Origin of the sequence: Shewanella sp. NKUCC01_JLK, from assembly GCF_019345615.1 — a bacterium.
Lineage (GTDB): Bacteria > Pseudomonadota > Gammaproteobacteria > Enterobacterales > Shewanellaceae > Shewanella > Shewanella oncorhynchi.
Genome location: NZ_JAHKRD010000014.1, coordinates 34,539 through 58,708, shown reverse-complemented (window position 1 = coordinate 58,708; position 24,170 = coordinate 34,539). Strand labels below are relative to the sequence as shown.

General features: G+C 44.5%; 19 protein-coding genes. 7 read left to right on the top strand and 12 right to left on the bottom strand.

Annotated features, from left to right (window positions below; translation table 11 throughout):
- Positions 1-26: 26 nt before the first annotated feature.
- The 7 genes from KO537_RS15710 to KO537_RS15680 form a co-directional block, all read right to left on the bottom strand.
- Entirely contained in the window at positions 27-1,247 is a 1,221-nt protein-coding gene (locus tag KO537_RS15710) for an HDOD domain-containing protein (RefSeq protein WP_219234843.1), read from the bottom strand.
- A 575-nt stretch (positions 1,248-1,822) separates the two neighbouring features.
- Positions 1,823-2,428, bottom strand: a complete 606-nt coding sequence (locus KO537_RS15705) for a hypothetical protein (RefSeq protein ID WP_105250502.1) — start codon at positions 2,426-2,428, stop codon at positions 1,823-1,825.
- A 95-nt stretch (positions 2,429-2,523) separates the two neighbouring features.
- Positions 2,524-3,561, bottom strand: coding sequence for an acyltransferase (locus KO537_RS15700; protein WP_105250503.1), 1,038 nt, complete (start codon positions 3,559-3,561; stop codon positions 2,524-2,526).
- A 2-nt stretch (positions 3,562-3,563) separates the two neighbouring features.
- On the bottom strand, positions 3,564-4,961 hold the full coding sequence (locus KO537_RS15695; protein ID WP_105250504.1) for a hypothetical protein: 1,398 nt from the start codon (positions 4,959-4,961) through the stop codon (positions 3,564-3,566).
- A gap of 193 nt (positions 4,962-5,154) precedes the next feature.
- Positions 5,155-5,505, bottom strand: a complete 351-nt coding sequence (locus KO537_RS15690) for a YkvA family protein (RefSeq protein WP_168826089.1) — start codon at positions 5,503-5,505, stop codon at positions 5,155-5,157.
- 49 nt (positions 5,506-5,554) lie between these two features.
- Entirely contained in the window at positions 5,555-6,313 is a 759-nt protein-coding gene (locus tag KO537_RS15685; protein ID WP_173248072.1) for an AraC family transcriptional regulator, read from the bottom strand.
- A gap of 24 nt (positions 6,314-6,337) precedes the next feature.
- Positions 6,338-6,880 (bottom strand): YbhB/YbcL family Raf kinase inhibitor-like protein, encoded by a 543-nt coding sequence (locus KO537_RS15680; protein WP_173248074.1) that lies wholly within the window; start codon positions 6,878-6,880, stop codon positions 6,338-6,340.
- Between the two features lie 908 nt (positions 6,881-7,788).
- Between KO537_RS15680 and speF the strand changes: the two genes are divergently transcribed.
- The 3 genes from speF (at position 7,789) to KO537_RS15660 (ending at position 12,636) form a co-directional block, all read left to right on the top strand.
- On the top strand, positions 7,789-9,951 hold the full coding sequence (speF, locus tag KO537_RS15670) for an ornithine decarboxylase SpeF (RefSeq protein ID WP_105250508.1): 2,163 nt from the start codon (positions 7,789-7,791) through the stop codon (positions 9,949-9,951).
- Between the two features lie 86 nt (positions 9,952-10,037).
- Positions 10,038-11,357 (top strand): putrescine-ornithine antiporter, encoded by a 1,320-nt coding sequence (gene potE, locus KO537_RS15665; RefSeq protein WP_173248076.1) that lies wholly within the window; start codon positions 10,038-10,040, stop codon positions 11,355-11,357.
- Positions 11,358-11,481: 124 nt separating this feature from the next.
- Positions 11,482-12,636 (top strand): porin, encoded by a 1,155-nt coding sequence (locus KO537_RS15660; protein WP_219234841.1) that lies wholly within the window; start codon positions 11,482-11,484, stop codon positions 12,634-12,636.
- Between the two features lie 374 nt (positions 12,637-13,010).
- Here KO537_RS15660 and KO537_RS15655 read toward each other — a convergent pair whose 3' ends face one another.
- Positions 13,011-13,571 (bottom strand): gluconokinase, encoded by a 561-nt coding sequence (locus KO537_RS15655; RefSeq protein WP_173496141.1) that lies wholly within the window; start codon positions 13,569-13,571, stop codon positions 13,011-13,013.
- 85 nt (positions 13,572-13,656) lie between these two features.
- Between KO537_RS15655 and gntU the strand changes: the two genes are divergently transcribed.
- On the top strand, positions 13,657-15,000 hold the full coding sequence (gene gntU / locus KO537_RS15650) for a gluconate transporter (RefSeq protein ID WP_105250511.1): 1,344 nt from the start codon (positions 13,657-13,659) through the stop codon (positions 14,998-15,000).
- Positions 15,001-15,053: 53 nt separating this feature from the next.
- Here the strand turns inward: gntU and gntR are convergent, their stop codons facing one another.
- The 3 genes from gntR to KO537_RS15635 all read right to left on the bottom strand — a co-directional run bounded on the left by gntR (position 15,054) and on the right by KO537_RS15635 (position 19,320).
- The gene (gene gntR, locus KO537_RS15645; RefSeq protein ID WP_173496140.1) at positions 15,054-16,052 is read right to left on the bottom strand and encodes a gluconate operon transcriptional repressor GntR; all 999 of its coding nucleotides are present in this window, start codon (positions 16,050-16,052) and stop codon (positions 15,054-15,056) included.
- Between the two features lie 221 nt (positions 16,053-16,273).
- Positions 16,274-18,694: a YgiQ family radical SAM protein gene (locus KO537_RS15640; protein ID WP_173496139.1), complete on the bottom strand. Its 2,421-nt coding sequence runs from the start codon at positions 18,692-18,694 to the stop codon at positions 16,274-16,276.
- A 215-nt stretch (positions 18,695-18,909) separates the two neighbouring features.
- Entirely contained in the window at positions 18,910-19,320 is a 411-nt protein-coding gene (locus KO537_RS15635) for an MAPEG family protein (RefSeq protein WP_113941441.1), read from the bottom strand.
- Between the two features lie 157 nt (positions 19,321-19,477).
- Here KO537_RS15635 and KO537_RS15630 point away from each other — a divergent pair, with 157 nt between their 5' ends.
- Together KO537_RS15630 and KO537_RS15625 are read left to right on the top strand one after the other, a co-directional pair.
- Complete coding sequence (locus tag KO537_RS15630) at positions 19,478-20,698, top strand: threonine/serine exporter family protein (protein WP_105250515.1); 1,221 nt, start codon at positions 19,478-19,480, stop codon at positions 20,696-20,698.
- 191 nt (positions 20,699-20,889) lie between these two features.
- Complete coding sequence (locus KO537_RS15625; RefSeq protein WP_219234838.1) at positions 20,890-22,536, top strand: hypothetical protein; 1,647 nt, start codon at positions 20,890-20,892, stop codon at positions 22,534-22,536.
- Positions 22,537-22,601: 65 nt separating this feature from the next.
- Here KO537_RS15625 and KO537_RS15620 read toward each other — a convergent pair whose 3' ends face one another.
- The gene (locus tag KO537_RS15620; RefSeq protein WP_251071126.1) at positions 22,602-23,387 is read right to left on the bottom strand and encodes a DJ-1/PfpI family protein; all 786 of its coding nucleotides are present in this window, start codon (positions 23,385-23,387) and stop codon (positions 22,602-22,604) included.
- Between the two features lie 150 nt (positions 23,388-23,537).
- Between KO537_RS15620 and KO537_RS15615 the strand changes: the two genes are divergently transcribed.
- Entirely contained in the window at positions 23,538-24,164 is a 627-nt protein-coding gene (locus KO537_RS15615; protein WP_219234835.1) for a TetR/AcrR family transcriptional regulator, read from the top strand.
- The last annotated feature ends 6 nt before the right edge of the window (positions 24,165-24,170 follow it).

Below are 24,170 nucleotides of genomic sequence, written 5' to 3'. Positions count from 1 at the left end.
TCCTTATTGCAAACTAGCATTCATTACTACTGAACTGAATTTTTATACTGATTAAACCAGCTATACACTTTATCACACGCTGAGATGAGCCTCTCAGGATCAATATTATAATTATCAATGAAATAATCGACAGTAACCCAATCACCTTCCATATACGCCAGAGTAAGTTGTAAACAATGAGCTAGGTATCCATGATTATTAAGTAAAGCACGCTTTATTTGCTGTTCAAGAGGAAGCGGCTCTATCGCTCTGTTCATCGGTTTATCTAAAATGGCATCTAAAGTAGATAATAATCCAGTCAAAAATGCTGACTCTTTCAACAAAGGAAATCCCATTAATGATATTAACTCTTCACATAACCGAGCCCTGATTATAGTATTATTAATTAACACAACTGGTTTATTGGGGTTAAGTTCAGCCAAAATAATGAGACTTACAAACTTACGAAGTTTATTTTCACCTAAAAAAACCATAGTCTGCTTAATAGAGGTAAATTCATTCACATGCTCAAACTGACTTGAATTGACATATCTTAGTAATTTATAAGTAAGATCTAAATCTTGAGAAAAATAATTTTCAAGTTTTTTATAACTAAAATCAGACTTAAAAACCTCATTATAAATAGACATAACAAAATGTTGTGTAGCACCTATTTCACTCCCCTCTATGAGTTCTGGCTTATAAAAATAATAACCTTGAAAATAATCAAAACCGAGTGACTTAGCTAGCCTATACTCTTCCAATGTTTCAACTTTCTCTGCAAGTAGTTTTAAATTATACTGGCTAAATTTAGGGATCAGATGAGAAACACTATCCAAAGGCGTTGAAATTATATCAATTTTTATAAGTTTAAAAAAATGAAAAAAACGTTCCCACTCAGGAGAATAAACAAAGTCATCTAAAGCAAGATAATAACCCAAGTTAAATAACTCTTTAATTAAAATAAAGTTATCCTCGCTTGGGCTAACAGTTTCCAATACCTCAACAATAATATTTTTGTATGGGAACATGTATAATAAATGGTCTCGCAAGAAATGAGATGGAAAATTAATTAATGCTGGCTTCCCTTCGGTTAAATCCTCTAGATCCATACTTAAATAACTATTTACAAACACTTTAGCTGTAGCAACATTGTCTGTAACACCCTGTGGGAAATAGTTATCCCGGCTATTTCTAAAGAGCAACTCATAAGCAACAACGTTTTTATTTCTATTCAGTATAGGCTGTCTTGCCATATAAAAGCGCATAGTTCACCTCTTCCCTTTGGGTCACTTAACTTTATAATCATTAGTGAATCAGTCCTTTAATTTTTCAGTCTAGACCTAGGTGCACCATCTTTCAACTGCACTTTTCTAGCCTAGACTATAAATTAGCAGAAGTAGTGATTAAATCCGGTTTAAATCTCAGATTTATGTTTAATTTAGGTGAATATTTAAAAAATTATCCTCAAGACATAAATACCTATTTTTAGGTATAACCATCTTGTTTATCCATAAAAATTAAGTATTAAATGAACCGCAATTCTAGTATTCCGCAACACAATAAAATGAATAAAAAGAACACTTAAAACTGAAAAAAACTATTATTAATCCTTTTAGACATAATGGACTTATTGGCTTATTGGCTTATTGCCAGTTAATGGCGTCATTACATAGCAGTGATACTAGATGAAGAACTTACCGCACTAGGGTTTGCTGGCGAGGATGTCACAACGATTTGACTGGATTTGATGCGAGGCTGAGCCCGTGTAGTGTCGTTATCCACATAAACGGGCAACATAAGCAGGTGATGAACACCATTTTGAGCTAGCTTAATAACAACACTAGTCGTGTCCCCAAGGTTTGGGTGGTAATGCTACTGGCTGGGTAAGATCAAAATCGACTTTAAAATTGCGTTGTTCTCGCGTGAGTTGGTAACTAAAAATCGTTGGCGTAATTTCCATGTGCCACACATTGGTAATCGACTGAGTGAGTCCATTCTTGACGAAGTTATCGATAGATTCCCTATCAATGGGAAATGACTGTTTCTGTACTGTCCCATCATTCATAGTGTCGCCGCCATACATGGTCACAGCATCTTCACTTCCATCCTGATGGCGATGGTCGTGCTTCAACTTAAGCCCTTGCTGCGTTTTAGTCAGCACCCAAGTACGCGAGTGGTCATCACCCACATGGAACGGGATCTTAAGCTCAGTGTCGCTACATTCACGCACGTGCATAATTAACGACTTGCCGCTAAAGGCCGAATCGGCACTGTCACCCGATACCACTTTTCCCGCAAAGGCTTGGCCACAATGGGCCGCAATTTGTGCGAAAAAAGTATTCTGCGTCTTGGTGGATAGCGACTCAACTTGAGCAGCGATGGATGGCAACGCGATAAAAGACAAACTGATGAGCCCGAGGCTCGGTATGGTAATGTTGGGATTCATTATGTTCTCCACTTTTTTAGATGAAAAACACCCTAACACTAGGAAATAAATTCAAACTGAATTTCACCTAGTGTTAGTGATGATAAGCCAAGTGATTACCAGCCGATATAAGTACGCGATCGATTACCCAGACGCTTTTTGATAAAGCGAGCCGTCATAATACTGCCTACCATCATGAAAATGAAAATCCCAGCGGAAAAGAGCACGCTAGTCACAGCAGAACCTGGTGGAAAGCGGAAACGCATTACGGTTGCAGCTGTGTTAAATAGCATATCGAAGAGTGGATGAATAAAGAAAATTGCAAAACTCATCTCAGCGACTTCGACTAACCAAGGCAAACGACTTCGTCCCGACAACCATTCACAGAAATTCAGTACTAATACACATAAACAAAGTTTCTGAATAAACTGCCAATCGATACCGTTGTAATCAAACGGTGCCTTATGATAGTTACCAATATGCTGCACTATGTAAGTTTGTTCGACTAAGCTCACCACTAAAAAAATCATCGCTAGTGCGGTGAAAATAGAGCCAAAGCGCGTCACAATATGTTCATCTTGCGAATATAAAATACCAATCAAGTAGAAAGGTACAAAATACACGACTGAGTGGATGAAATTGACGTTACCTATAGGTCTATGCAATAGAATCGCTACCACACAGCTCAGTACAAATAGTGTCCAACGCATCTGCTGCGAGCAACGGATAAACCATAAAAAAATCGGCGAGAATAAAAACACCGCCATGATGAAGGGAATGTACCAGTGCGGATACAGAATATAACCGTTACGCACAGTATAAAAAATACTCAGCAAGACATTATCGAGCGGCTGATGCTCCATAAATATCCAGCGCAAACACAAACAAAATAGACCAATCAATGACACAACTAAAAAAGGATAAAGTACGTTTTGTACTTTGTTCTTCATAAACTTGCTGTAGTCGAAATCCTTATAAAAAATGCGATGGAAAAAGTATCCCGAGATAAACACAAATAACGCCGTGCCACCACGCAATAGATTTTCCAGCAACAGCGGGAAACCTTCACCAGAGTTGTAAATACTGTGGCCAAGCACGATAAAGATAATCGCAATGCCACGCATGTAGGTAAATTCGAGCTGATTTTTTCTCATTATTAATTCATCGCACAGTAGAGGGTTCTTCCATCAACAACACTCGCAGAAACCCTAATAGTTCCATGGACTTCCGCTTCGTTGAATACCAGATACTGACCCTCACGCTGAAAGGGGAATGCTAAAGGTAACAGAGTTGCCGCCTCAATGCCCTCACAAAAATTTTGTACTGGAACATCGAGTAATGGACTGCCACTCACTGACAAGTTACTAAATTGCGCGCTCATCCCTAAATAAGCTTGAGTCATTTCCTCTTGATAGGGCACTACATAAAAGCCAGAACGTACGTCACCCACATCAATAAAACTGCTACTATCGCTCACGCTCGGCATAACCAATAACGGCACTTTTGGATCCTGCACATTCAACAACAATTGAGACAGTTTTGCTTGAGTGGCAGGGTAATACGCTAGCATCTCCTGCAGCTGTTTCTTTTGTTTAGTGTCTTTCTTGTCTAACGGGGATACTGGCTTTACGCGGTTCAGTAGTAAATCCACAGGCAACATACCCGACATGACCGACTCTTTCCATACATAAGGGTCTTGAGTGCTATCCAACAATATGCCCGCCAGAGCGCCAATATTTGCCGCCTCAGCCGTCCAACCAACCCACATCTTCTGCTGTTGATAATAGTCATACACATATTTTGTCAGTATTTGCTGATAACCAAGTAAAGTTTGATTTTGACTCAACACACGCGCACCAGCGGCCAATTCCACGTACTTAGCGCTGCCTTCAACAAGATCATTGATGTAACCGACTCGATCTTCATTCGGCGCAATTTGGCGCCATTGCTGCAACCAATAGGCTGCATAGCTAAGATGTAATGACTGTTGTTCAGGTTGTGCCAGCGCCGCCATTAAGGCATCAAATAACTGTAAACGATAATAGCGAGCATCGAAGTTGAGCGGAAAGACCTCACCCTCATAACGCTTACCGTCTTCTAATACTCGCCATTCGGATTGGGCATAAAAATGGAAGGCTTCATGCAAGCCATTGCTCGCCCAGATTAAAAAAGCTAAATCCGTTGGCTTAGTGTCGCGAGTAAATTGGATGTTCGGCACTTCGAGCTGGATCAATACGCCTGGCTGGCCATTATATTGCGGAAAGCCGAAACTCACCGATAGACCCGAGTGCAGATTGACCGACTCTAACACACTGTTATCTTGGATTATTTCGCCACCAGGCTGTCGAAGCCAGACATTACCACCATAACTAAAGAGGTGTACTTTATCTTCAAGGCGAAAACCGGGCCACAAAGCTTCGCTCTGGCGACTATTCTGTGCCATAAAATCGAGGTAAAGACGGGCGAGTTGTTCCGGAGAGGCCTCATCGGCAAACGCGGGGGTAGCGGCAGAGACACCTAAAAGCCATAGGATCACTACCATAATATTTTTCATTTATCTGCCTAAACAAACACAAGGGGTTTACAAAACAGCGCTAGCATATAGCGCAATCAAGCAATAGTGAAACATTTGCAAAAAAATATTTTTACCCCAGAAAATCTCAGTCAAAACCAAATCAACGACTCTTAATGAAATCATATTTTTAGCACAATTTTGCATCACTTAGGCAATTGCGTTCGCAATAGGTTTAAGTCTTAGGTTCGCTCGGCTTATCTCCAAACCACAGTGCGAGTTTATCCGCCGCAAGGGATTTCACTTCATCATCGATATATAAGGTCACCATAGTCAGGGCAGCGGCAAGGGCACCTAAATCATCGGTAAAGCCAACTAAAGGAGTCAGATCGGGAATCGCATCTAAAGGCAAAACAAAATACGCTAAAGCGCCGTAGATGACTGACTTAGCCCACTTAGGCGTATTGGGTTGTTGCGCTGCATAATAAAGCCATAGTGCCCGCTCGATGACCTCTCTACCTGCTTGACGGCTAAAGAGTTTGATCTTGTTCCAAAATCCGCTGTCAGTAAATTGCTCATCCGCCATCATATCTCTCCAGTACCCTAAAGTTGTTTGGGTATACACCCATGCCACTTCACAGTGTACGACGATAAGCCGCAGGGGTCAGGCCAAATTGTTGCTTAAAACGTAAGGAAAACTTTTCCGCAGATTGATAACCACAGGCCAAAGCCACTTGCAATACTGGCTCGCTCGAATTCTGCAACATGGCTAAACCATGACAAAGCCGCACTTCTGCCAGTAACTGCCTAAAACTGGTGTCTTCTAAGGCCAATTTACGCCTAAGGCTTGCCGTGCTCATGTGTAACTTGTCGGCAATATCCTCCTGCTGCCATGACGCCGAAGGACTCATACTCATCAAGGCCAAGGCCGCTTGAGTCACGCTGCGTTGGGTGTGTCCATACAACCAGTTCACACTGCGTTTATCCGGCAAACTTAACAGTAACGCGGCCAAATAATGTAGTTGAACAGGATCGGCCAGAGACAAGGTCAAACTCTGTAATAGCGCATTCCAAGCTAAGTCCACAGCGCGTGATATGTTTTGGACTGGCATAGGGTCACGCCAATCGGTAGCGCTTGATAAAATGCCTTGGGGTAAATCGTGGGGGAGTAATAACTGCACCGCCCGATAACGCCCAAGAAAAGGTCGATTAACAAAGCTAATATGCGAACCAGCAGGAATTAACAGTAACTGCCCTTGGCCTACTAAAACAGATTCATCTTGCCAGAGCAGAGACTTTTCACCATAGATAACCCGAATAATCGACGGCTGATGTACAGGGACTTGAGATAAAGATTGTGCCTGCTTCGAATCATATTCAAACATACGGATCATGACACCAGCCTAATTATCAATGGATTATCGATTATATACCGCAGTCAACTTGGCGTTGCCGAGCGCTTGTGCCCTGAGCATAAAGCCCAATAAGGCAGGGCTAGCATCCTTTGGCAATTCTAAAGCACTGGGTAATGCCCACACAGTAAATTCGTACCTGTGAACACCATGACCTTGGGGCGGGCATGCGCCACCAAAATTTGTAGTACCAAAATCGTTCTTCAAGGCAATGGCGCCTTTGGGCAGTGCATCAACATGCGAGCCCGCACCTTGTGCGAGCGAAGTTTGCGCTAAGGGTAAGTTATATACGGCCCAGTGCCACCAACCGCTGCCCGTTGGTGCATCAGGATCATAAGCTGTCACTGCAAATGCTTTAGTTCCTGTGGGCACGTCAGTCCAAGTCAGTTGCGGCGAAATATTTTCCCCTTGGCAACCAAAGCCATTAAACACTAATTGCGATGTCAGTTTATTGCCCTCGCTCATATCTTTGCTCGTTAATGTCATAGCACTTGCCTGTCCAACGAATAACCCAAGCACTAAACTCGCCCCTAACCACCCTTTATTCATGTCTATCTCCTATTCATGTTCGACCTGACTCACTTTACGTCAATCAAAAAAATAACATCTGCCCTAAAACGACAACTTTCTGCCCCAAATGCTCAAATGTGAGAAAAAAGTTATCACTTTTGCATTTTTCAAGCAGAAAGATGATTTTGTAACGAAAATATCTGCATAACAATGCAAATATGGAATGCGGTATAAATCAGAATGATGATTACAGCAGCCTTTAAATTAAGATTAGATATTTGAAATAAGATATTTTATGCAAATAATATTATTTAAATAATGCTGACAATATTTACTTTCATAATTTAGATAAAGATACTTAAGCATGATTGACTCCATTTAATATTGATAATTTAAGTTAAATTGACGTGCTAATTATTTAAAAATAAGACATAGGTCATGATTTTATTTATAACTCGCATATAAACTTCATTACGTAATAAAAACCTAACCATTTTCTCTAAGTCATAATGGAGTCGTATATGAAGAGGAAATCTAAAATTATGGCGCATATCAGGCGCACACGGCATATCATGATGCCTAGTCAACGAGACTATTTCGATCACTCCTTTATCTTCCTCCGCTAACCTTAGCGTAGGTAGTAGGCCAATTAACAGGTCTAAAGTGCTATTGCCCTAATAGGTGCAAACACTTATCGTACTGTTTTTATTTGGTTTATTATCTAACACCTTAATCAAAGCATTCTTTTATCAGTGCAGTTTTACTGCGGCTAAGCTATTCATACGCTCAATAAATATATTTCTACTTATATTTATTTCGTAACTTTGGCATAACCACATTTAATCTGCGCACGGAATAGCTATATCTAATTTTCATACCATTAATGTTTTTAATTAGGTATAGGCACACTTGTATCTATTTTTTATAAAGTAAAAGGGAAATTAACTATGAAATCATTAAAAGTAGCCGCTAGCTTATCTGTTAGATCTTGTTTCGATATCGACAGAGAAGTTGTCAATGTATTAACCACAGATTTTTGCGATGTGGGCGCGGCTGTCGTCTCTGTTGATGATGTTAGAAATGGTATTGTTGAAAAGATTAAAAACACCGGATTGAAACTGCCCATTTTCGTTTCAGTTTGCTGTGAAGAAACCTTCCCTGATGATGTTTGCTCATCGATTACAGGGGTATTTGAACTCTGCGGTGATAACACTGACTTCTACGGAAAACAGGTTGAGACTGCAATAAGTAAATATGAACAAGCGCTATTGCCACCTTTCTTCGGTACGTTAAAAAAATACGTCGAAATGGGTAACTCTACCTTTGCTTGTCCTGGTCACCAAGGCGGACAATTCTTCCGTAAACACCCTGTGGGTCGCCAATTCTTCGACTTTTTTGGCGAAACAATTTTCCGCGCGGATATGTGTAATGCCGACGTGAAACTGGGTGATTTACTGATCCATGAAGGCGCTCCACTGGAAGCACAGAAATACGCTGCCAAAGTTTTTAATGCCGATAAAACCTATTTCGTACTTAACGGCACTTCGTCATCAAATAAAGTCGCGACTAATGCACTGTTAGCGAAAGGCGACCTCGTGTTATTCGACCGCAATAACCACAAATCAAACCACCATGGCGCATTAATTCAAGCAGGTGCTACACCTGTTTATTTAGAAACGGCACGTAATCCCTTCGGATTTATTGGTGGCATTGATGCCCACTGTTTCCAAGAGTCCTATTTAAGAGAGCAAATTCGTGAAGTCGCGCCAGAAAGAGCCGATGAAAAACGCCCGTTCCGCTTGGCGATAATCCAACTCGGCACCTATGACGGCACTATCTACAATGCTCGACAAGTGATTGATAAAATTGGCCATCTTTGTGACTACGTCTTATTCGACTCGGCTTGGGTGGGTTATGAACAGTTCATCCCTATGATGAATGACTGCTCACCACTCTTGCTCGAACTGACTGCTGAAGATCCAGGCATTATCGTGACTCAGTCGGTGCATAAACAGCAGGCAGGTTTCTCACAAACCTCGCAAATCCATAAAAAAGATAAACATATCAAAGGCCAAGATAGATATTGCAACCATAAACGCTTCAACAACGCCTTTATGATGCATGCCTCTACCAGTCCCTTCTATCCTTTATTTGCGGCGCTAGATGTAAATGCGAAAATGCATGAAGGCGCAAGCGGTCGTTATCTGTGGCGCGAAGCGGTAAAGGCGGGTATCGAAGCACGTAAGCTATTGCTCAAAAAGTGTAAATATATCAAACCATTCGTGCCAACAATGATCGATGGCCGCCTATGGCAAGACTATGAAACCGAACAAATGGCCGATGACTTACGCTTCTTCGAATTCGAACCTGGTCAGAAATGGCACTCCTTCGAAGGTTATGAAAAAGGCCAATACTTTGTTGACCCTTGTAAGTTCTTATTAACAACACCGGGCATAGATGCTGAAACAGGCAAATATACCGAATTTGGTATTCCAGCGACTATTCTGGCTAACTTCTTACGGGAAAATAATATTATTCCAGAGAAGTGCGACTTGAATTCGATTTTATTCCTGATGACACCTGCGGAAGATATGGCCAAGATGCAACATCTGGTATCACAAATATCTCGTTTCGAGAAATTAGTCGATGAAGATGCGCCATTATCTGAAGTATTACCTAACGTTTATAACGCCAATAAAGCCCGTTATAAAGACTATTCTATCCGCCAACTCTGCCAAGAAATGCACAATCTTTATGTCAGCCATGACGTAAAACAACTGCAGAAAGAAATGTTCCGTAAAGCGCATTTTCCTACAAAAGTGATGGACCCGCAGGAAGCAAACCTAGAGTTTATTCGTGGCAAAGTAGAATTAGTCCCACTCTCGCAAATTGAAGGAAGAATTGCAGCAGAAGGCGCGCTCCCTTACCCACCAGGCGTGTTATGTATGGTGCCAGGTGAAATATGGGGCGGTTCTGTTCAGCGTTATTTCCTTGCCCTTGAAGAAGGTATCAACCTATTACCTGGATTCTCACCAGAACTGCAAGGTGTTTATCTCGAAAATACCGCAGACGGCAAAATTCAAGCAATGGGCTATGTACTAAATAAATAATGAAGACTGACTGCAGAGTTTATTAACCCCACTCTGCAGTCAAATTCATGCCTCCTATAATAAGTCACCTAAATTAGGTTATTAGTATGAGTAAATCAGAAAATAAAATTGGCGTCGTCCAATTAACTATTATCACCATAGTCAACATGATGGGTTCGGGCATTATTATGCTGCCAACCCAATTAGCTCAAGTCGGTACTATCTCCATTTTATCTTGGTTAGTAACAGCTGCAGGGTCAACGGCCCTCGCCTTCGCCTTTGCTAAGTGCGGTATGTTTAGTAAAAAATCCGGTGGTATGGGCGGTTATGCCGAGTATGCCTTCGGCCGTTCTGGCAACTTTATGGCCAACTACACCTATGCCGTCTCGCTGTTAATCGCCAACGTCGCGATTGCTATCTCTGCCGTGGGTTACGCTGCCGTGTTGCTCGAAGTTAACTTAAGCCCGATGGCAATTTGTCTTGCGACCATTGGCGTACTTTGGTTGGCAACCATTGCTAACTTCGGTGGTGCCCGCATCACGGGTCGCGTCAGTAGCGTGACTGTGTGGGGGATTATTCTGCCTGTGATTGGCGTATCTTTAATTGGTTGGTTCTGGTTTGACATCGACCTCTATAAAGGCGCATGGAACCCGCATGATATGCCATTCTTCAAAGCGTTAGGCGGTTCTATCGCTATGACTTTGTGGGCGTTCCTCGGTTTAGAATCGGCCTGTGCAAACTCAGAAGCCGTCGATAACCCAGAAAAAAACGTACCTATCGCCGTTATGGGCGGTACCTTAGGTGCAGCAGTGATTTATATCGTTTCCACTAACGTCATTGCCGGTATTGTGCCAAATGCCGAGCTTGCCATGTCGAATGCGCCATTCGGTTTAGCCTTTGCACAAATGTTTAATCCAGTAGTCGGTAAAATCGTGATGGCCTGCGCCATTATCTCCTGTACTGGATCACTCTTAGGTTGGCAGTTCACTATTGCCCAAGTGTTTAAAGCCTCTGCTGATGAAGGATTTTTTCCTAAAATATTCTCTAAAGTTAGTAAAGCCGATGCGCCAATTTGGGGCATGACTATTATCGTCTCGATCCAAACAGTATTATCTCTGATGACCATTAGCCCATCACTGAGTAAGCAGTTCGAAGCACTCGTTAACCTCGCCGTCGTCACCAACATTGTGCCTTATATCTTATCTATGGCCGCGCTTGGCATAATGCAAAGACAGCAAAAAGTGCCTATCAATAAAGCCCGCGTTGCCAACGTGATCGCCGTAATCGGTGCGTTGTATAGCTTCTATGCTCTGTACAGCTCTGGCGAAACCGCAGTGATGCTTGGCGCCATAGCCACCTTCTTCGGTTGGACTATTTTCGGCGTAATCTCAAACCAAGCGCCTGTTGCCGACACACGTCCAGCCTAAATACGGCTAACGCATGATCGGAAACAATTAATACCAACATCCACATCAAGACTAACGATAACTCTGGGATCATAGGCCAAGCCTATGATCCCCTGGAGAATACTTGCTCATTATCGGGGGATTTATGAATAAGACTTGTCTCGCTTTAGTGTTACCTATGCTATTAACGGCCACCAGCAGTCAGGCGGTTGAACTCTATAAAGATCAAAAAAACACATTAAATTTAACAGGTTGGTTAGGGTTTGCAGCATTAAATGACAGCCACGATACTTCAGTTATCGACGACTCGTCACGCCTAAGATTCAGCTTCGAACGGAGCGAGAAAAATGGCTGGACCGCTTTTGCTACCACAGAATGGGGGATCAACATGGTCTCCAGCGACGATGGGCTAGTGATGCAAGGGGGCAAACTCGCCGCCGAAAAAACCGATGATTTTCTCTATAACCGCTTAGGTTATGTTGGCATGTCCCATGATACATGGGGCAACCTGAGTTTCGGTAAACAATGGGGTGCCTATTACGATGTCGCAGGCACTACAGATTTACCGAACGTATTTGCAGGTTACAGCGTTGGCGCTTACACCTTCGGAGATGGCAGCCTCACAGGTACAGGTCGTGCCGATTCCGCCTTCATTTACCGTAATAATTTAGGCCCAGTACAAATCGCCCTGCAATATGCCGCCAAAACCAATGGTGATGTCAGCCTAAAAAACGATGACGGTAGCGAGATGACCAACTCAGAACTGAGTTTTGACAGCAGCTACGGCGCCAGTATCACTTATGCGATAACCGATAAATTTAAGCTACTCGCAGGTTTTAACCGCGGCGATTTTGAAGGCCACTTAGGCAATACTCAAGTCGATGAAACCAATGAAATTATCGGCATTGGTGCCATGTATGGTGACTACTATCACTATGCCGAAGGACGGGAGGCCAGCGGTCTCTATGTGGGTTTTAACGCTCACAAAAGTAAAAATAATGAACTGGTCAACGGCGATCTCTACAACGCCACTGGTGCCGAGTTGATGACGGCCTATCAATTCGACAACGGATTTGTGCCTATGGTTGTACTCAGTTATTTAGATTTAGACACAGATGCAGCTAGGCCCATCCAAGGTCAATGGACTCGCCAATTTACCATGCTGGGGCTGCATTATCGCTACAGTAATGACACTGTGATGTTTGCCGAGATGAAGCTAGATTTCAGTGATATGGATGATCCTGCACTCGAAGCACAGGAAGACAACAGCTTCGCAGTCGGGATTAATTACTTCTTTTAAGGCTCAAGGGGATATTAACCAAGGTTGCTAAAGCGCTCATTCAACTTTGGCATTCCTTAGTCGCATGAAGCAGGACGATTTTGAGTAACAGTCTTTAGTGACCGTTCTAATCACATGTTGAGTTAAATCATGTTTAGCAGGATAGGCAGCTCGCGTCATCGCTCATATGCGTGAGCTTATTTGAGACTGAGGTGCGGCGCACGTTCCGTCTACAAACGCTCGCCGTAACGCTCATTGGATGGTACCGCTGGCTTACCATTATCTCTACGCCACTCCAAGTTAGTTTCTGGAGTGGCTTTTTTTCTAAAAAATTGAGCGGTTTAAGCTGATGTGCATTACGACTTTGCGCTTGACTTCAATGGCCAACGTTGACCTTACCCTTCGCCATTTATCGCATTAATACAGCGTTGTACGACTTCTTCGAAAGTGCCGTCTATGCTCACTTGGATAACGTCAGCTTCATCATTCGCGGGCATTTCCAGCGTGTCGAACTGACTCTTGAGTAGCTCAATCGGCATGAAGTGGGCTGTTCTGGCAAACATGCGTGTTTTGACTAATTCAAAATCTCCGTATAGATGAATGAACACCAGCTTGCTATTGTTCTGACGGATTAAGTCACGATACTGGCGACGCAGTGCAGAGCAGACAATAACCCCCTCTTCACCCTTTTGCTCAATGCTATACACAGCATCGTTGATGCGCTCAAGCCAAGGAGCACGATCGCTATCGTTGAGCGGTGAGCCAGATTTCATCTTGATAATATTGGCTCTAGGATGCAGATCATCACCATCAATAAATTTCGTCTCTAACGCCTTTGCTACCGCGGCACCAATCGAAGATTTGCCACAACTAGAGACGCCCATGAACACATAGCTATTACCTTTTTTTCTCTCAGTCACTTTGTTAACCTCATGCCAATTCTCGAATTTAGTCACTTCCCACTCTATCATATTACGGGTAACATGTTACCGGTAACCTACAAAAATGTGGACAACTTAACTAACAAGGAAAAGTCCTCTTATGTCTGATATGTCATTGATTCTGACAGCACTGGGTTCAATTGCCCTGCTACTGTTCTTAGTGATGAAAGTGAGATTACATGCAGTAGTATCACTGATACTGGTGTCGATCATTGCCGGCCTTTTCTCTGGTATGAACCCAGCTGATATTACCAATACGATTCAACAAGGTATGGGGGGAACACTGGGCTTTGTGGCGGTAGTGGTCGCTTTGGGAGCCATGTTTGGCCGGGTAATGGAAGAGACTGGCGCGCTAGATCAGATAGCCCATACACTGCTGAATAAATTTGGTAACGACAAAGCTCACTGGGCCATGACCTTTACAGGCTTTATCTGTGCACTCCCCCTCTTCTTCGATGTTGCTGTGGTACTGCTGATTGGCATCGCCTTTGCCGTGGTTCGTAAAGGGGGCGGCAGTGTCGTTAAAATTGGTATTTCACTGCTCGCGGGTATTGCCACTTGTCAGGCATTTCTCATCCCTGCACCAGGGCCTATTTTGGTTGCTTCCCAGCTCAATGCCGACTTTGGCTACATGATAGTCTTCGGTTTATTGGCATCGATTCCGGCTATGATTCTAGGCGGCCCGCTCTTTGCCAGCCTCATCTCCCAAAAAGTCCATGTTGAGCTGCCTGCCCACGAGCAGCAGGAAAAAGGTGAACGAGAAGGCGGACCGATCCCCTCATTCGCGCTATCAATCAGTATTGTGGTGTTCCCACTGCTGCTTATCGGTTTAAAGACAGTGGTGTCACGCTTTATTGATGAAAAATCCGATCTGCATAATTGGCTCGCCTTGATAGGTCATCCCTTCACCGCCATTTTGCTAGCCTGTTTAATCGCATTCTATGTACTGGGCGTGAGACGCAATATTCCCAATGAGCGCATCATGGAAATCTGTAGCAGTGCGTTACAACCTGCTGGGATCATTATTCTCGTCACCGGTGCTGGCGGCGTGTTTAAGCAAGTGTTGATCGATTCGGGTGTCGGCGATGCATTGGGGAATATGTTGGCAGGTTCGGGATTACCGATTGTAATACTGGCATTTATTTTGTCGGCGTCGGTGCGCGTGATCCAAGGGTCGGCCACCGTGGCCATGTTAACGGCTTGCGGCCTTATCATCCCAATACTTGAACCACTAAACTTAGATGGGGCTCAATTGGCGGCAATTACGATTGCCATTGGCGGTGGTTCGATTGTGCTCTCGCACGTCAATGATTCAGGCTTCTGGCTCGCTAACCGTTTTCTTGGATTATCAGAAAAACAAACACTGCAAACTTGGACTGTAATGGAGACCATTATCGGCACGACGGGCGGCATAGTTGCAGTCATCATCTCTGCGTTTCTCTAACGATAACCTGTGATGACAAACATAAGTCGTTAAGCGAAAGAACGAGGGGAAGTCTACAGTGTTTCCCCTAAATCAATACGATAGCCCAGGTCGATAACCGATTCTGCTATCTCTTTGCCATTTAACCTGTCTAATAGCTCAGTAGCAGCAATTCGACCAATCTCTTTTCTCGGCGTAATAATGCTCGCCAATTTTGGCGTCATAGATTGGCCAATATCATGGCCATGAAACCCTGCAACGCCAATTTGTTCAGGGATCTTGATGCCTTGTCTTTGACACTCAAATATCACCCCCGCCGCTAAATCATCGTTGGTGCAGAAAAAACTATCCACATAAGGATATTTCGCTAATGTTTGTTGCAATAACGACGCCCCCAAGGAAAACGACGAGGCCTCATTTGTGGTCATCGCCAAAGATGTAAGCCGAGCTTGCTGCATCGCTAACTCGTAGCCTCGCATCTTAAGCTGAGTGCGAATATCCATGCGCGCGCCTAGGTAGGCTATGTGGCGATAGCCTTGTGCAATCATGGCCTTAACCATTTCGCATGCGGCCGCTGTGTTATCGAAACCCACACACTGTTGAATCGAAGGCGACACGCTATCCATCATTTCGATGACCGGAATGCCTGCCGTTTCAATCATTCGCACGGTACGCGGCGTGTGGTAACTTTCGGACAAGAGTAAGCCATCGATATTGTAAGAGAGCAGTGATGCCACCCGCTCTTCTTCTAATTCGGCCTGATACCCATAGTGAGCCAGCATGGTTTGATAACCGCGTTTGCCGGTCACATTCTCGATACCGCGCAGCACTTCAGCAAATACTTGGTTGGTTAACGAAGGCACTAACACGCCAATAGCGCGGCTGGTTGCTTGCGCTAAAATTTCCGGCGCGCGATTAGGAATATAACCTAAGGTTTCTAGTGCGACAGCAATCTTCTCTTGAGTGCTTTGCGCCACCCTTGTTGGATTTTTTAAATAGCGACTCACCGTCATTTTGGTGACCCCAACTTGATCGGCAACGTCTTGAAGACTGGGTCTACGCTTTTTATTCATAATATCTAATGTTAGTTAACGAACCGCGGATATGGGTGAGATGTATAGCTAAAATATCGAATATAAACAAATAGTAGACATAAACATCAGACAGGGATCTTATAATAGTTCGCCCAGCGATACCAGTTGAGGACTATTTTAGCGGAATGACCATGCTAGCTAGGCCACTCCAAACCATATCTGGAGCAGCCTTTAAACATTATTTGTGATGGCGAAAAGTGTTACTTAGCCTGTTGGCGACCCTGAGAGGGCTTTCCTGCAGATTTGCCACCCGTTTTTGATGGGCTTCCGCCTTTAGCACTGCTGTTCGCTTGAGCGCCGCCGGCCTTAAAACCAGACTGGCCGAAGGGCGCCTTCGCTCCCGGACGGCTCGAATGGACTCCACTGGGTTTAGATCCCGTTGGCTTAGCGCCATTCGCTGCTGGTTTTCCGCCTTTAGCAGCGGGTTTTGACTCAGCACCAGCCTGAGCTTGCGCGCCGCCTTTAGCTGCACTTTTAGATTTACCGTCGCCCTTGCGGTCATCAAACTGATTGCCCGAGAAGCGAGTAAAGGCTTTTTGGCCTTGGTTGGCATCTTTCATCCACTTAGGTCCGCGCTCATTTCGACCTTCTGGCGGCACTAACTGATGCGGACTATTACCGATCAAGTCTTCACGCCCCATGGCGGTTAAGCCTTCACGGATTAATGGCCAACCCGCAGGATCGTGATAACGGAGCAATGCTTTGTGCAAGCGACGTTGGCGCCCTTTCTTCGGCACCGATACCACTTCGCTGGTGTGCTTAACGTTTTTCAGCGAGTTTAACTCGGTATGATAAATCGTGGTCGCATTCGCCATCGGTGACGGATAAAAGTTCTGTACTTGGTCGAGCTTGAACTTACGCTCCTTCAACCACAACGCTAAGTTCACCATGTCTTCGTCGGTCGTGCCTGGATGCGCCGAAATAAAGTAAGGGATCAGGAACTGCTCTTTACCCGCTTCCTTAGAAAACTTGTCGAACAATTCTTTAAACTTATCGTAGGCGCCCATGCCGGGCTTCATCATCTTGCTGAGCGGACCTTCTTCGGTATGCTCAGGGGCGATTTTTAAGTAGCCGCCCACATGGTGCTGCACTAACTCTTTAACGTAGGCCGGATCTTCGATCGCCAAGTCGTAACGCACGCCAGAGGCAATCAATACTTTCTTGATGCCAGGTACGGCACGTGCCGCACGATATAGGTCGATAGTGTGTTTATGATCTGTGCCTAAGTGGCCGCAAATCGATGGAAACACACAAGAAAGACGACGACAGGTTTTTTCAGCCTTTTCGCTGGTACAACCTAAACGATACATGTTGGCGGTTGGGCCGCCTAAATCGGAAATCACCCCAGTAAAGCCTGGCACTTTTTCCTGAATATCTTTGATTTCTTTAACAATCGACTCTTGTGAGCGACTCTGAATGATTCGACCTTCATGCTCGGTAATCGAGCAGAAAGAACAGCCACCAAAGCAACCACGCATGATGTTGATAGACGTCTTGATCATGTCGTAGGCAGGGATTTTTTCCTTGCCATAGATAGGATGAGGAATGCGCTGATAGGGTAAATCGAATACCGCATCCATCTCATCGGTATTGAGCGGCCATGCGGGCGGATTCACCCAAACGGCGCGGTCGCCATGGGGTTGAAATAACGCACGGGCACAACCTGGGTTTTGCTCTTGGTGCAAAATCCGTGAAGCATGGGCATATAAATATTTGTCTTCAGAGACTTTTTCAAACGCTGGCAGCAGCACATAGGTTTTATCCCATGGCTTAGGTTTAGGCGGCTGAACGCTAATTGGCTTAGGGGCTTCGTTATCGAATATCTTCACATCCGACGGGCCGGACAAGTTAGCACAACCCACATCATCGGCGCCGTAAGGATTCGGCAGCGGCTCTATCTTGTGCAGTTGGTCAATCTTGCGCGAGTCCATACCGCGCCATTCGGGCAGTGGCTCTTTACGGATAACAGCTGTGCCACGCACATCATGCAACGAGCTTATCGGTTCACCGGCAGCTAAGCGGCGTGCCACTTCGACTAAAGGACGCTCGGCGTTGCCGTACATCAAAATGTCGGCCTTGGCATCGAAAATCACACTGCGACGCACTTTGTCCGACCAATAATCGTAATGGGCGATGCGGCGTAAACTAGCTTCGATACCACCAATAATCACAGGCACATCTTTAAAGGCTTCTTTACAACGCTGGGTGTACACAGTCACGGCGCGATCTGGGCGCTTACCACCAATATCCCCCGCAGTATAAGCATCGTCGGAGCGTAAACGACGGTCGGCAGTGTAACGGTTGATCATCGAATCCATGTTACCGGCGGTGACGCCAAAAAACAGATTCGGGCGGCCCAATTGCATAAAGGCGTCTTTGCTCGACCAATCTGGCTGGGAAATAATCCCAACTCGGTAACCCTGAGCCTCTAACATACGGCCGATCACCGCCATGCCAAAGCTTGGGTGATCCACATAAGCGTCGCCTGTGACTATGATGATGTCACAGCTATCCCAACCAAGCTTATCCATCTCCTTGCGAGACATAGGTAAGAAAGGCGCAGTGCTGTCGCCCGTGGCCCAATACTTGGGATGACTAAAGAGTGTGGATTCAACTTGCATGGATTGTGACCCGAAAACGTAATGTCGAATAAAGGCGCCACGAAAATAAGTTACGCCAATTTAGGGACGCGGAGTATAGCAGGGAATGGAGGATAGATGCGATTAAAAAAACACCAATCGAGGCATTTTCAGGGGTATTTGAGCCAGAAGCGTAATACCCCTAAATCCGCTATGGATATGGCTTAGGGCGGAATTGACCGCCCAAACCTGCGAGCCTAGAGACCCTTTCCTAAACCTTGAGCAAAATGCAACAAATTCACCAACGCCAAACTGATAATCACTAGCCAAGTGAGCAATACGCCCCAAAAACGACCAAAATGGTAACCACCTTGGCCTTGAGTTAAGCCAATAGCATGGAGTAAGCGCGCCACTATCCACACGGTCCCAAAACAGTGTAAATAAAATGCAGGCAAGCCACCCGCTTCGGCCACCAGCATTAAAATCAATACGATAGGCGCATTTTCGATCAGGTTAACATGCACTCGATTAGCCAAAGCTAAGGTGCTGTTACCACCATCGCCTAGGCCGATTTTCTGACCTCGCCTTAATTTCACTACTCGATAAGCCAAAGCGACAATTAATAGCCCTGTGAGGCTAGCGTAAAGACCCGTTACCATCAAAGACATGCCTATTTCCCCTTATCAAAAAGCTGACTATAGCCCGAGCTGCAAAAAATCAGCAATTTATTTGTATTAAGGTTAAAAGCCATTAACCTTTTATAGACAAGATAGGTTAATATGCGCGCGTCATTCCCTACAACTTTTTATACAGTGAATACCCCGATTGGATAACGACGAGTTTATCGAAAAACGCAGATTTATCATAAAGCTAGGCAAAGCCTTGCATAAGTTTGGCACACCCGCTTATCGTCTAGAAACCCACTTACAAACCGTTGCTCGCACCTTAGGTATCGAAGGCTATTTCCTTATTTCTCCGACGTCGATGACCTTCGTTTTGCAACATGATACTGATCAAGAATATAACCATGCCGCTCGCGTTAAGCCCGGTGAACTCGATTTGGGCTCACTCGCCCGCACCGATGAATTGGTCGATGAGTTAACCTCAGGTAAACGCACTTTGGCCGAGGCCTTAGATCGCTTAGAAGAAATTGCCAATAAACCCAATCCCTATGGCCCTGTATTAACTTGCTTTTCTTTTGGAACTTCTGCCGCCGCTTTCGCTATGCTGATGGGCACGGGTTGGAACGATGTATTTTGGTCAGGATTATTAGGCTTATTCGTCTATGGCTTGGTATATCGTGCAGAACGCTCTGCCCGCATGGCAGAAGTGCTCGAACCCTTCGCCACTATCCTTTGCGCTATCGCAGCCTGTGGCATAGCGCGTATCGATCCAAATATTAATATCCCAGTAGTGATCCTCTCCTCCATTATTATTTTTATTCCCGGCTTAGCCTTAACCTTAGGTTTAGCCGAACTCGCCGCACGGGATTTAATTTCTGGCACGGCGCGCATCATGGATGCGAGCATGCAATTATTTAAGCTGTACTTTGGCGCAGTGCTCGGCATGGCAATCGGTAAAGCTATGTTCGGCGAAGCGATTCACATAGAACCTGAAGGTTTACCTCGCTGGGCGATATGGTCGGCGGTTCCGATTCTATCTATGGCGCTGGTTTTTATCTTCAAAGCAAGGATGCAAGATTCGCCTTGGGGCGTATTGGCTGGGATAGTGGCGTTTTTCTCAGCCATGCTCGGCGGACATTATTTTGGTGATTCGGTGGGGATCTTCTTTGGTGCCTTGGCAGTAGGAATTTATTCTAATCTCTTCGCCCGCTGGATGAAGGCGCCAGCCTCCATCGCCCTGTTGCAGGGAATAGTGATCTTAGTCCCCGGCAGTAAAACCTATATCGGACTCAATGCACTGATCTCAGGTGAGACCATGCTCAATCAGTCGCACATAGGCTCGCAAATCTTTTTGATTTTTATGTCGCTAATTGCGGGGCTCATCTTTGCTAACGTCGCTGTCCCACCTAGGCGTACACTGTAACAATCGCTAATCCGGCTGGAGCCCGCGCCCAGCCGCCACCTCAAGATAATCTTAAGCTAACCTTAAGTAAAATAAGAAACTTATTAAAATGTTTCCTTGACTAACACTCGTTTTCCATGTGTTATTAAATTGTGAATTGCAACGTGAAATTGTTTTCGCTGCAGTCGTCGATTTCATGGGAGTGGCCTTTTATGCAGAAATTTTTTCAGTATGCATGCATCCTATCTTGTTGTGTTGGCAACCTAATCAGGGTTGCCCAAGCAGAAGAGGCTAAGCTCGCCGATCCCGCAAACCAAGATCAAACAAAACAAAAAGTCAGCAAGATTGTGGTGGTCAACAACCCCATTTTTGATGAGTCAGATCCCGATGCTTTTTTCATTCACCGCTGGGCTAACGCCCTGCATATCAATACCAAAGAATATGTGGTTCTCGATAATCTAACCTTCAGCGAAAATGATACTGTTACACAAAAAGATCTCGACGAATCCCAACGACTTTTACGGGCAATGCCTTATATTCGCGATGCGAAAATTTATATCGCAGAAAAAGATCCCCAAGCCGATGTCGATCCATCCGTTGAGTCCGTGGTGGTGGAAACCTGGGATAATTGGTCATTATTACCGACAGCGAGTTTGAGTAGTTCAGGTGGCGACACACGTTACTCCTTCGGGCTCAAAGAAGACAACTTGCTTGGAACGGGGATCCGCACTCGACTTAAATATCAATCCAATGAATCTCGGAATGGCTATAAATTTGCTTTCGAAGCGCCGCTCAGCATTATTGAACACGGCACAGTTGCCGCTGAGTTCTACGACAATAGCGACGGCCAAGCTAAACACGTTTATGTGAGTAAGCCCTTCTATTCCCTCAATACGAGTACCATGTATTCGGCGGAGTTTTTAGACGATAACCGTACAGATACCCTCAGACAAAATGGGCAAGAGGTGAATGAGTTCACACACACAGTCGACTATCTCAATCTGCAATATGGCTGGTTAATTAATAAAAACAGTCAGCACCTTTCTCGCTTTATTACCGGTGTCACCCAAGACAAGCACGAGTTTGTCCATTCTGAGCGCTATCCTACTTCCATGCTCCCTCAAGACAGGGACTTTATGTACCCTTGGGTCGCCTACGAGTTTATCGAAGATGATTTTCACGTACTGAATAATGTTCACCTGATCACCAACAATGAAGACTTTAACTTAGGTTGGCATCACTATGTACAATTCGGCATAGAAACCAATGATATAGGTGATAATAATCCCTTAGGCTACCACGTTAACTGGCAAAGCACTGGCGGGTATAAGTTTAACGATCAACTGTGGCTGTTAGAAATGGGGGGAACAAGCACTATCGGTACCACCCAAAAAGATACTTATAAGGTCGATGTTCAAGCCGAATACTTCTATCAAATTCATCCTAAGTGGACGGCTTATGGCAAAGCTTGGGCTAGCCTTTCACAGAACACTTATCTGGATCTAACAAAAGGATTAGGGGATGAAACTGGCGTGCGCGGTTATCCAAACGAATACCAACAAGGGGATAATCAGTGGTTACTGACCGCCGAGATACGCAACTACCCCAATATCAACTTATACCAACTGGCTGAATTAGGCTGGGCAGTCTTTGCCGATCTGGGTCAAGCTTCCGGCGGCCAACTCGCCGAGAATAACGAAGTCAGCGGACCACTGGGTAGCATAGGCATAGGCGCGCGGATTTATTCCTCTCGATCTAGCTATGGCAACGTAGCCCATATCGATTTTTCACTCCCTTATACGGGCGGCGAGTCAGTAAACAGCTGGGAATGGCGATTCCTAGTGAAAAGCAGTTTTTAAACCTAAGGTACATAATAATCGTATGAACTATGTACTTTTTAAGACAATCCTTGGCGCCTTGTGACCTAAAATAATCCTGACGCTATCAGCCTAACCTCCTGTTCAACCCTCTGTACCAAAAGAGCATCAGCCAATATAGGTGAGCCACAATTAAAGGGAGGTTTAGGATCATATTCAAACAATAACTGCAGTGTTTTAGCCTGTTGTTCACCCTCTATATTGGCAATGAGTGCCAAAGCAAAATCAAGCCCTGCAGTAATACCGCCGCCACTGATCCGATTACGGTCAATCACAATACGTTTATTTTCAAAGGTAATTTGAGGATATTGTGCCAACACTGAAGCATAAGCCCAGTGAGTGGTCGTACGATAACCATTAAGTAAACCTGTTGCCGCAAGAATCAAGGCACCAGTGCATACAGATGTAATGTATTGTGCTTGCTCCCCCTTGCATTTTAAGAAAGAAATGACTTTCTCATCCTGTATTTGCGCCAAAGGATTTGCGCTCCCAGGCACTAAAAGGATATCTATCGGCGGACAATTATCGAAATCGTAATTAGGCTGTAAGTTAACGCCCGCATCACAGGGTAATAGCGTGCTGGTTTTCGCAAAAGTGAAGGTTTCAAATGATGGCACAAAGGCTAAAAACTGTAGTGGCCCATAGGCATCGAGCATCGTCATGCCGGGATAAAGGAAAATACCTACTCTTAATTTGTGCTTGATTGGATTATTTGTTTGGTCACTTTGAGCCGCTTCAATATTTTCACTCATCATAGATTCTCCATCGGTAGTGACAATTTCAGGTAACACTGTCGTTGCAGTTAACCCTATGACCGTCACTATAAAGCCCATTATTCCCAACCATCAGGCACAAACTCGCCCGAATGTTTCAAATGGTACACCTGAACCTATCTGTTCCACTTAAGCAAAAATCACAACACAAGAGCCATTGAGGCTAATGTATAATCAAACGCCTGAATTGAATTTGGAGCAAAATCCAGTATGCACACCAAGCCCCACATGCGCATAGAACAAAGCCCACGAGCGATGCTCAAGGTTCTCCACGTTTTCAAGGAAATGCTTAAACAACAAGATTATCGTGATATTGCAGTGGCAGATATTGCGCACAAAGCCGATGTCGGGCGCACGACGTTTTATCGCTACTTCAAACGCAAGCTGGATATTCTTATTGCACTACATCAAAATATTTTTGAAAATATCTTTGAAGATCTACGGTCAACCGAAGACTGGCTTTCAACCAACACACCACCCTCATTGGAAAAACTGCTTATTACTTTTAGCCGAAACAGCATGTTTCGCCGTTCCATGTCATTTAGACTAGGTAGCGACCTCGATGCAGCAACTAAACAATTACAAACTAAACTTGTGCAACATATTGAAAATAAATTGATCAACACCTTCAACACTGACGAATTTATTATTCCAAGCTACACATTAGCCCATAGCATAGCAGCTCTTTATTTAAGCCAAATTCAACAACTTATCGCCAGTCCCACACCTTGTCCTATACAACAAGCAAAATACTTACACTTACTGACTCGAGGCATGATTGTAGCAGCATTGACGACAACTAATAGCAGCGAAACCCATACCAATGGAAATCATTAAGGTAGA

Coding starts and splice junctions, on each gene's coding strand:
- KO537_RS15710 (WP_219234843.1), bottom strand. CDS start 1,247: ATGCGCTTTTATATGGCAAGACAGCCTATACTGAATAGAAATAAAAAC.
- KO537_RS15705 (WP_105250502.1), bottom strand. CDS start 2,428: ATGAATCCCAACATTACCATACCGAGCCTCGGGCTCATCAGTTTGTCT.
- KO537_RS15700 (WP_105250503.1), bottom strand. CDS start 3,561: ATGAGAAAAAATCAGCTCGAATTTACCTACATGCGTGGCATTGCGATT.
- KO537_RS15695 (WP_105250504.1), bottom strand. CDS start 4,961: ATGAAAAATATTATGGTAGTGATCCTATGGCTTTTAGGTGTCTCTGCC.
- KO537_RS15690 (WP_168826089.1), bottom strand. CDS start 5,505: ATGGCGGATGAGCAATTTACTGACAGCGGATTTTGGAACAAGATCAAA.
- KO537_RS15685 (WP_173248072.1), bottom strand. CDS start 6,313: ATGATCCGTATGTTTGAATATGATTCGAAGCAGGCACAATCTTTATCT.
- KO537_RS15680 (WP_173248074.1), bottom strand. CDS start 6,880: ATGAATAAAGGGTGGTTAGGGGCGAGTTTAGTGCTTGGGTTATTCGTT.
- speF (WP_105250508.1), top strand. CDS start 7,789: ATGAAATCATTAAAAGTAGCCGCTAGCTTATCTGTTAGATCTTGTTTC.
- potE (WP_173248076.1), top strand. CDS start 10,038: ATGAGTAAATCAGAAAATAAAATTGGCGTCGTCCAATTAACTATTATC.
- KO537_RS15660 (WP_219234841.1), top strand. CDS start 11,482: ATGAATAAGACTTGTCTCGCTTTAGTGTTACCTATGCTATTAACGGCC.
- gntU (WP_105250511.1), top strand. CDS start 13,657: ATGTCTGATATGTCATTGATTCTGACAGCACTGGGTTCAATTGCCCTG.
- gntR (WP_173496140.1), bottom strand. CDS start 16,052: ATGAATAAAAAGCGTAGACCCAGTCTTCAAGACGTTGCCGATCAAGTT.
- KO537_RS15640 (WP_173496139.1), bottom strand. CDS start 18,694: ATGCAAGTTGAATCCACACTCTTTAGTCATCCCAAGTATTGGGCCACG.
- KO537_RS15635 (WP_113941441.1), bottom strand. CDS start 19,320: ATGTCTTTGATGGTAACGGGTCTTTACGCTAGCCTCACAGGGCTATTA.
- KO537_RS15625 (WP_219234838.1), top strand. CDS start 20,890: ATGCAGAAATTTTTTCAGTATGCATGCATCCTATCTTGTTGTGTTGGC.
- KO537_RS15620 (WP_251071126.1), bottom strand. CDS start 23,387: ATGGGCTTTATAGTGACGGTCATAGGGTTAACTGCAACGACAGTGTTA.
- KO537_RS15615 (WP_219234835.1), top strand. CDS start 23,538: ATGCACACCAAGCCCCACATGCGCATAGAACAAAGCCCACGAGCGATG.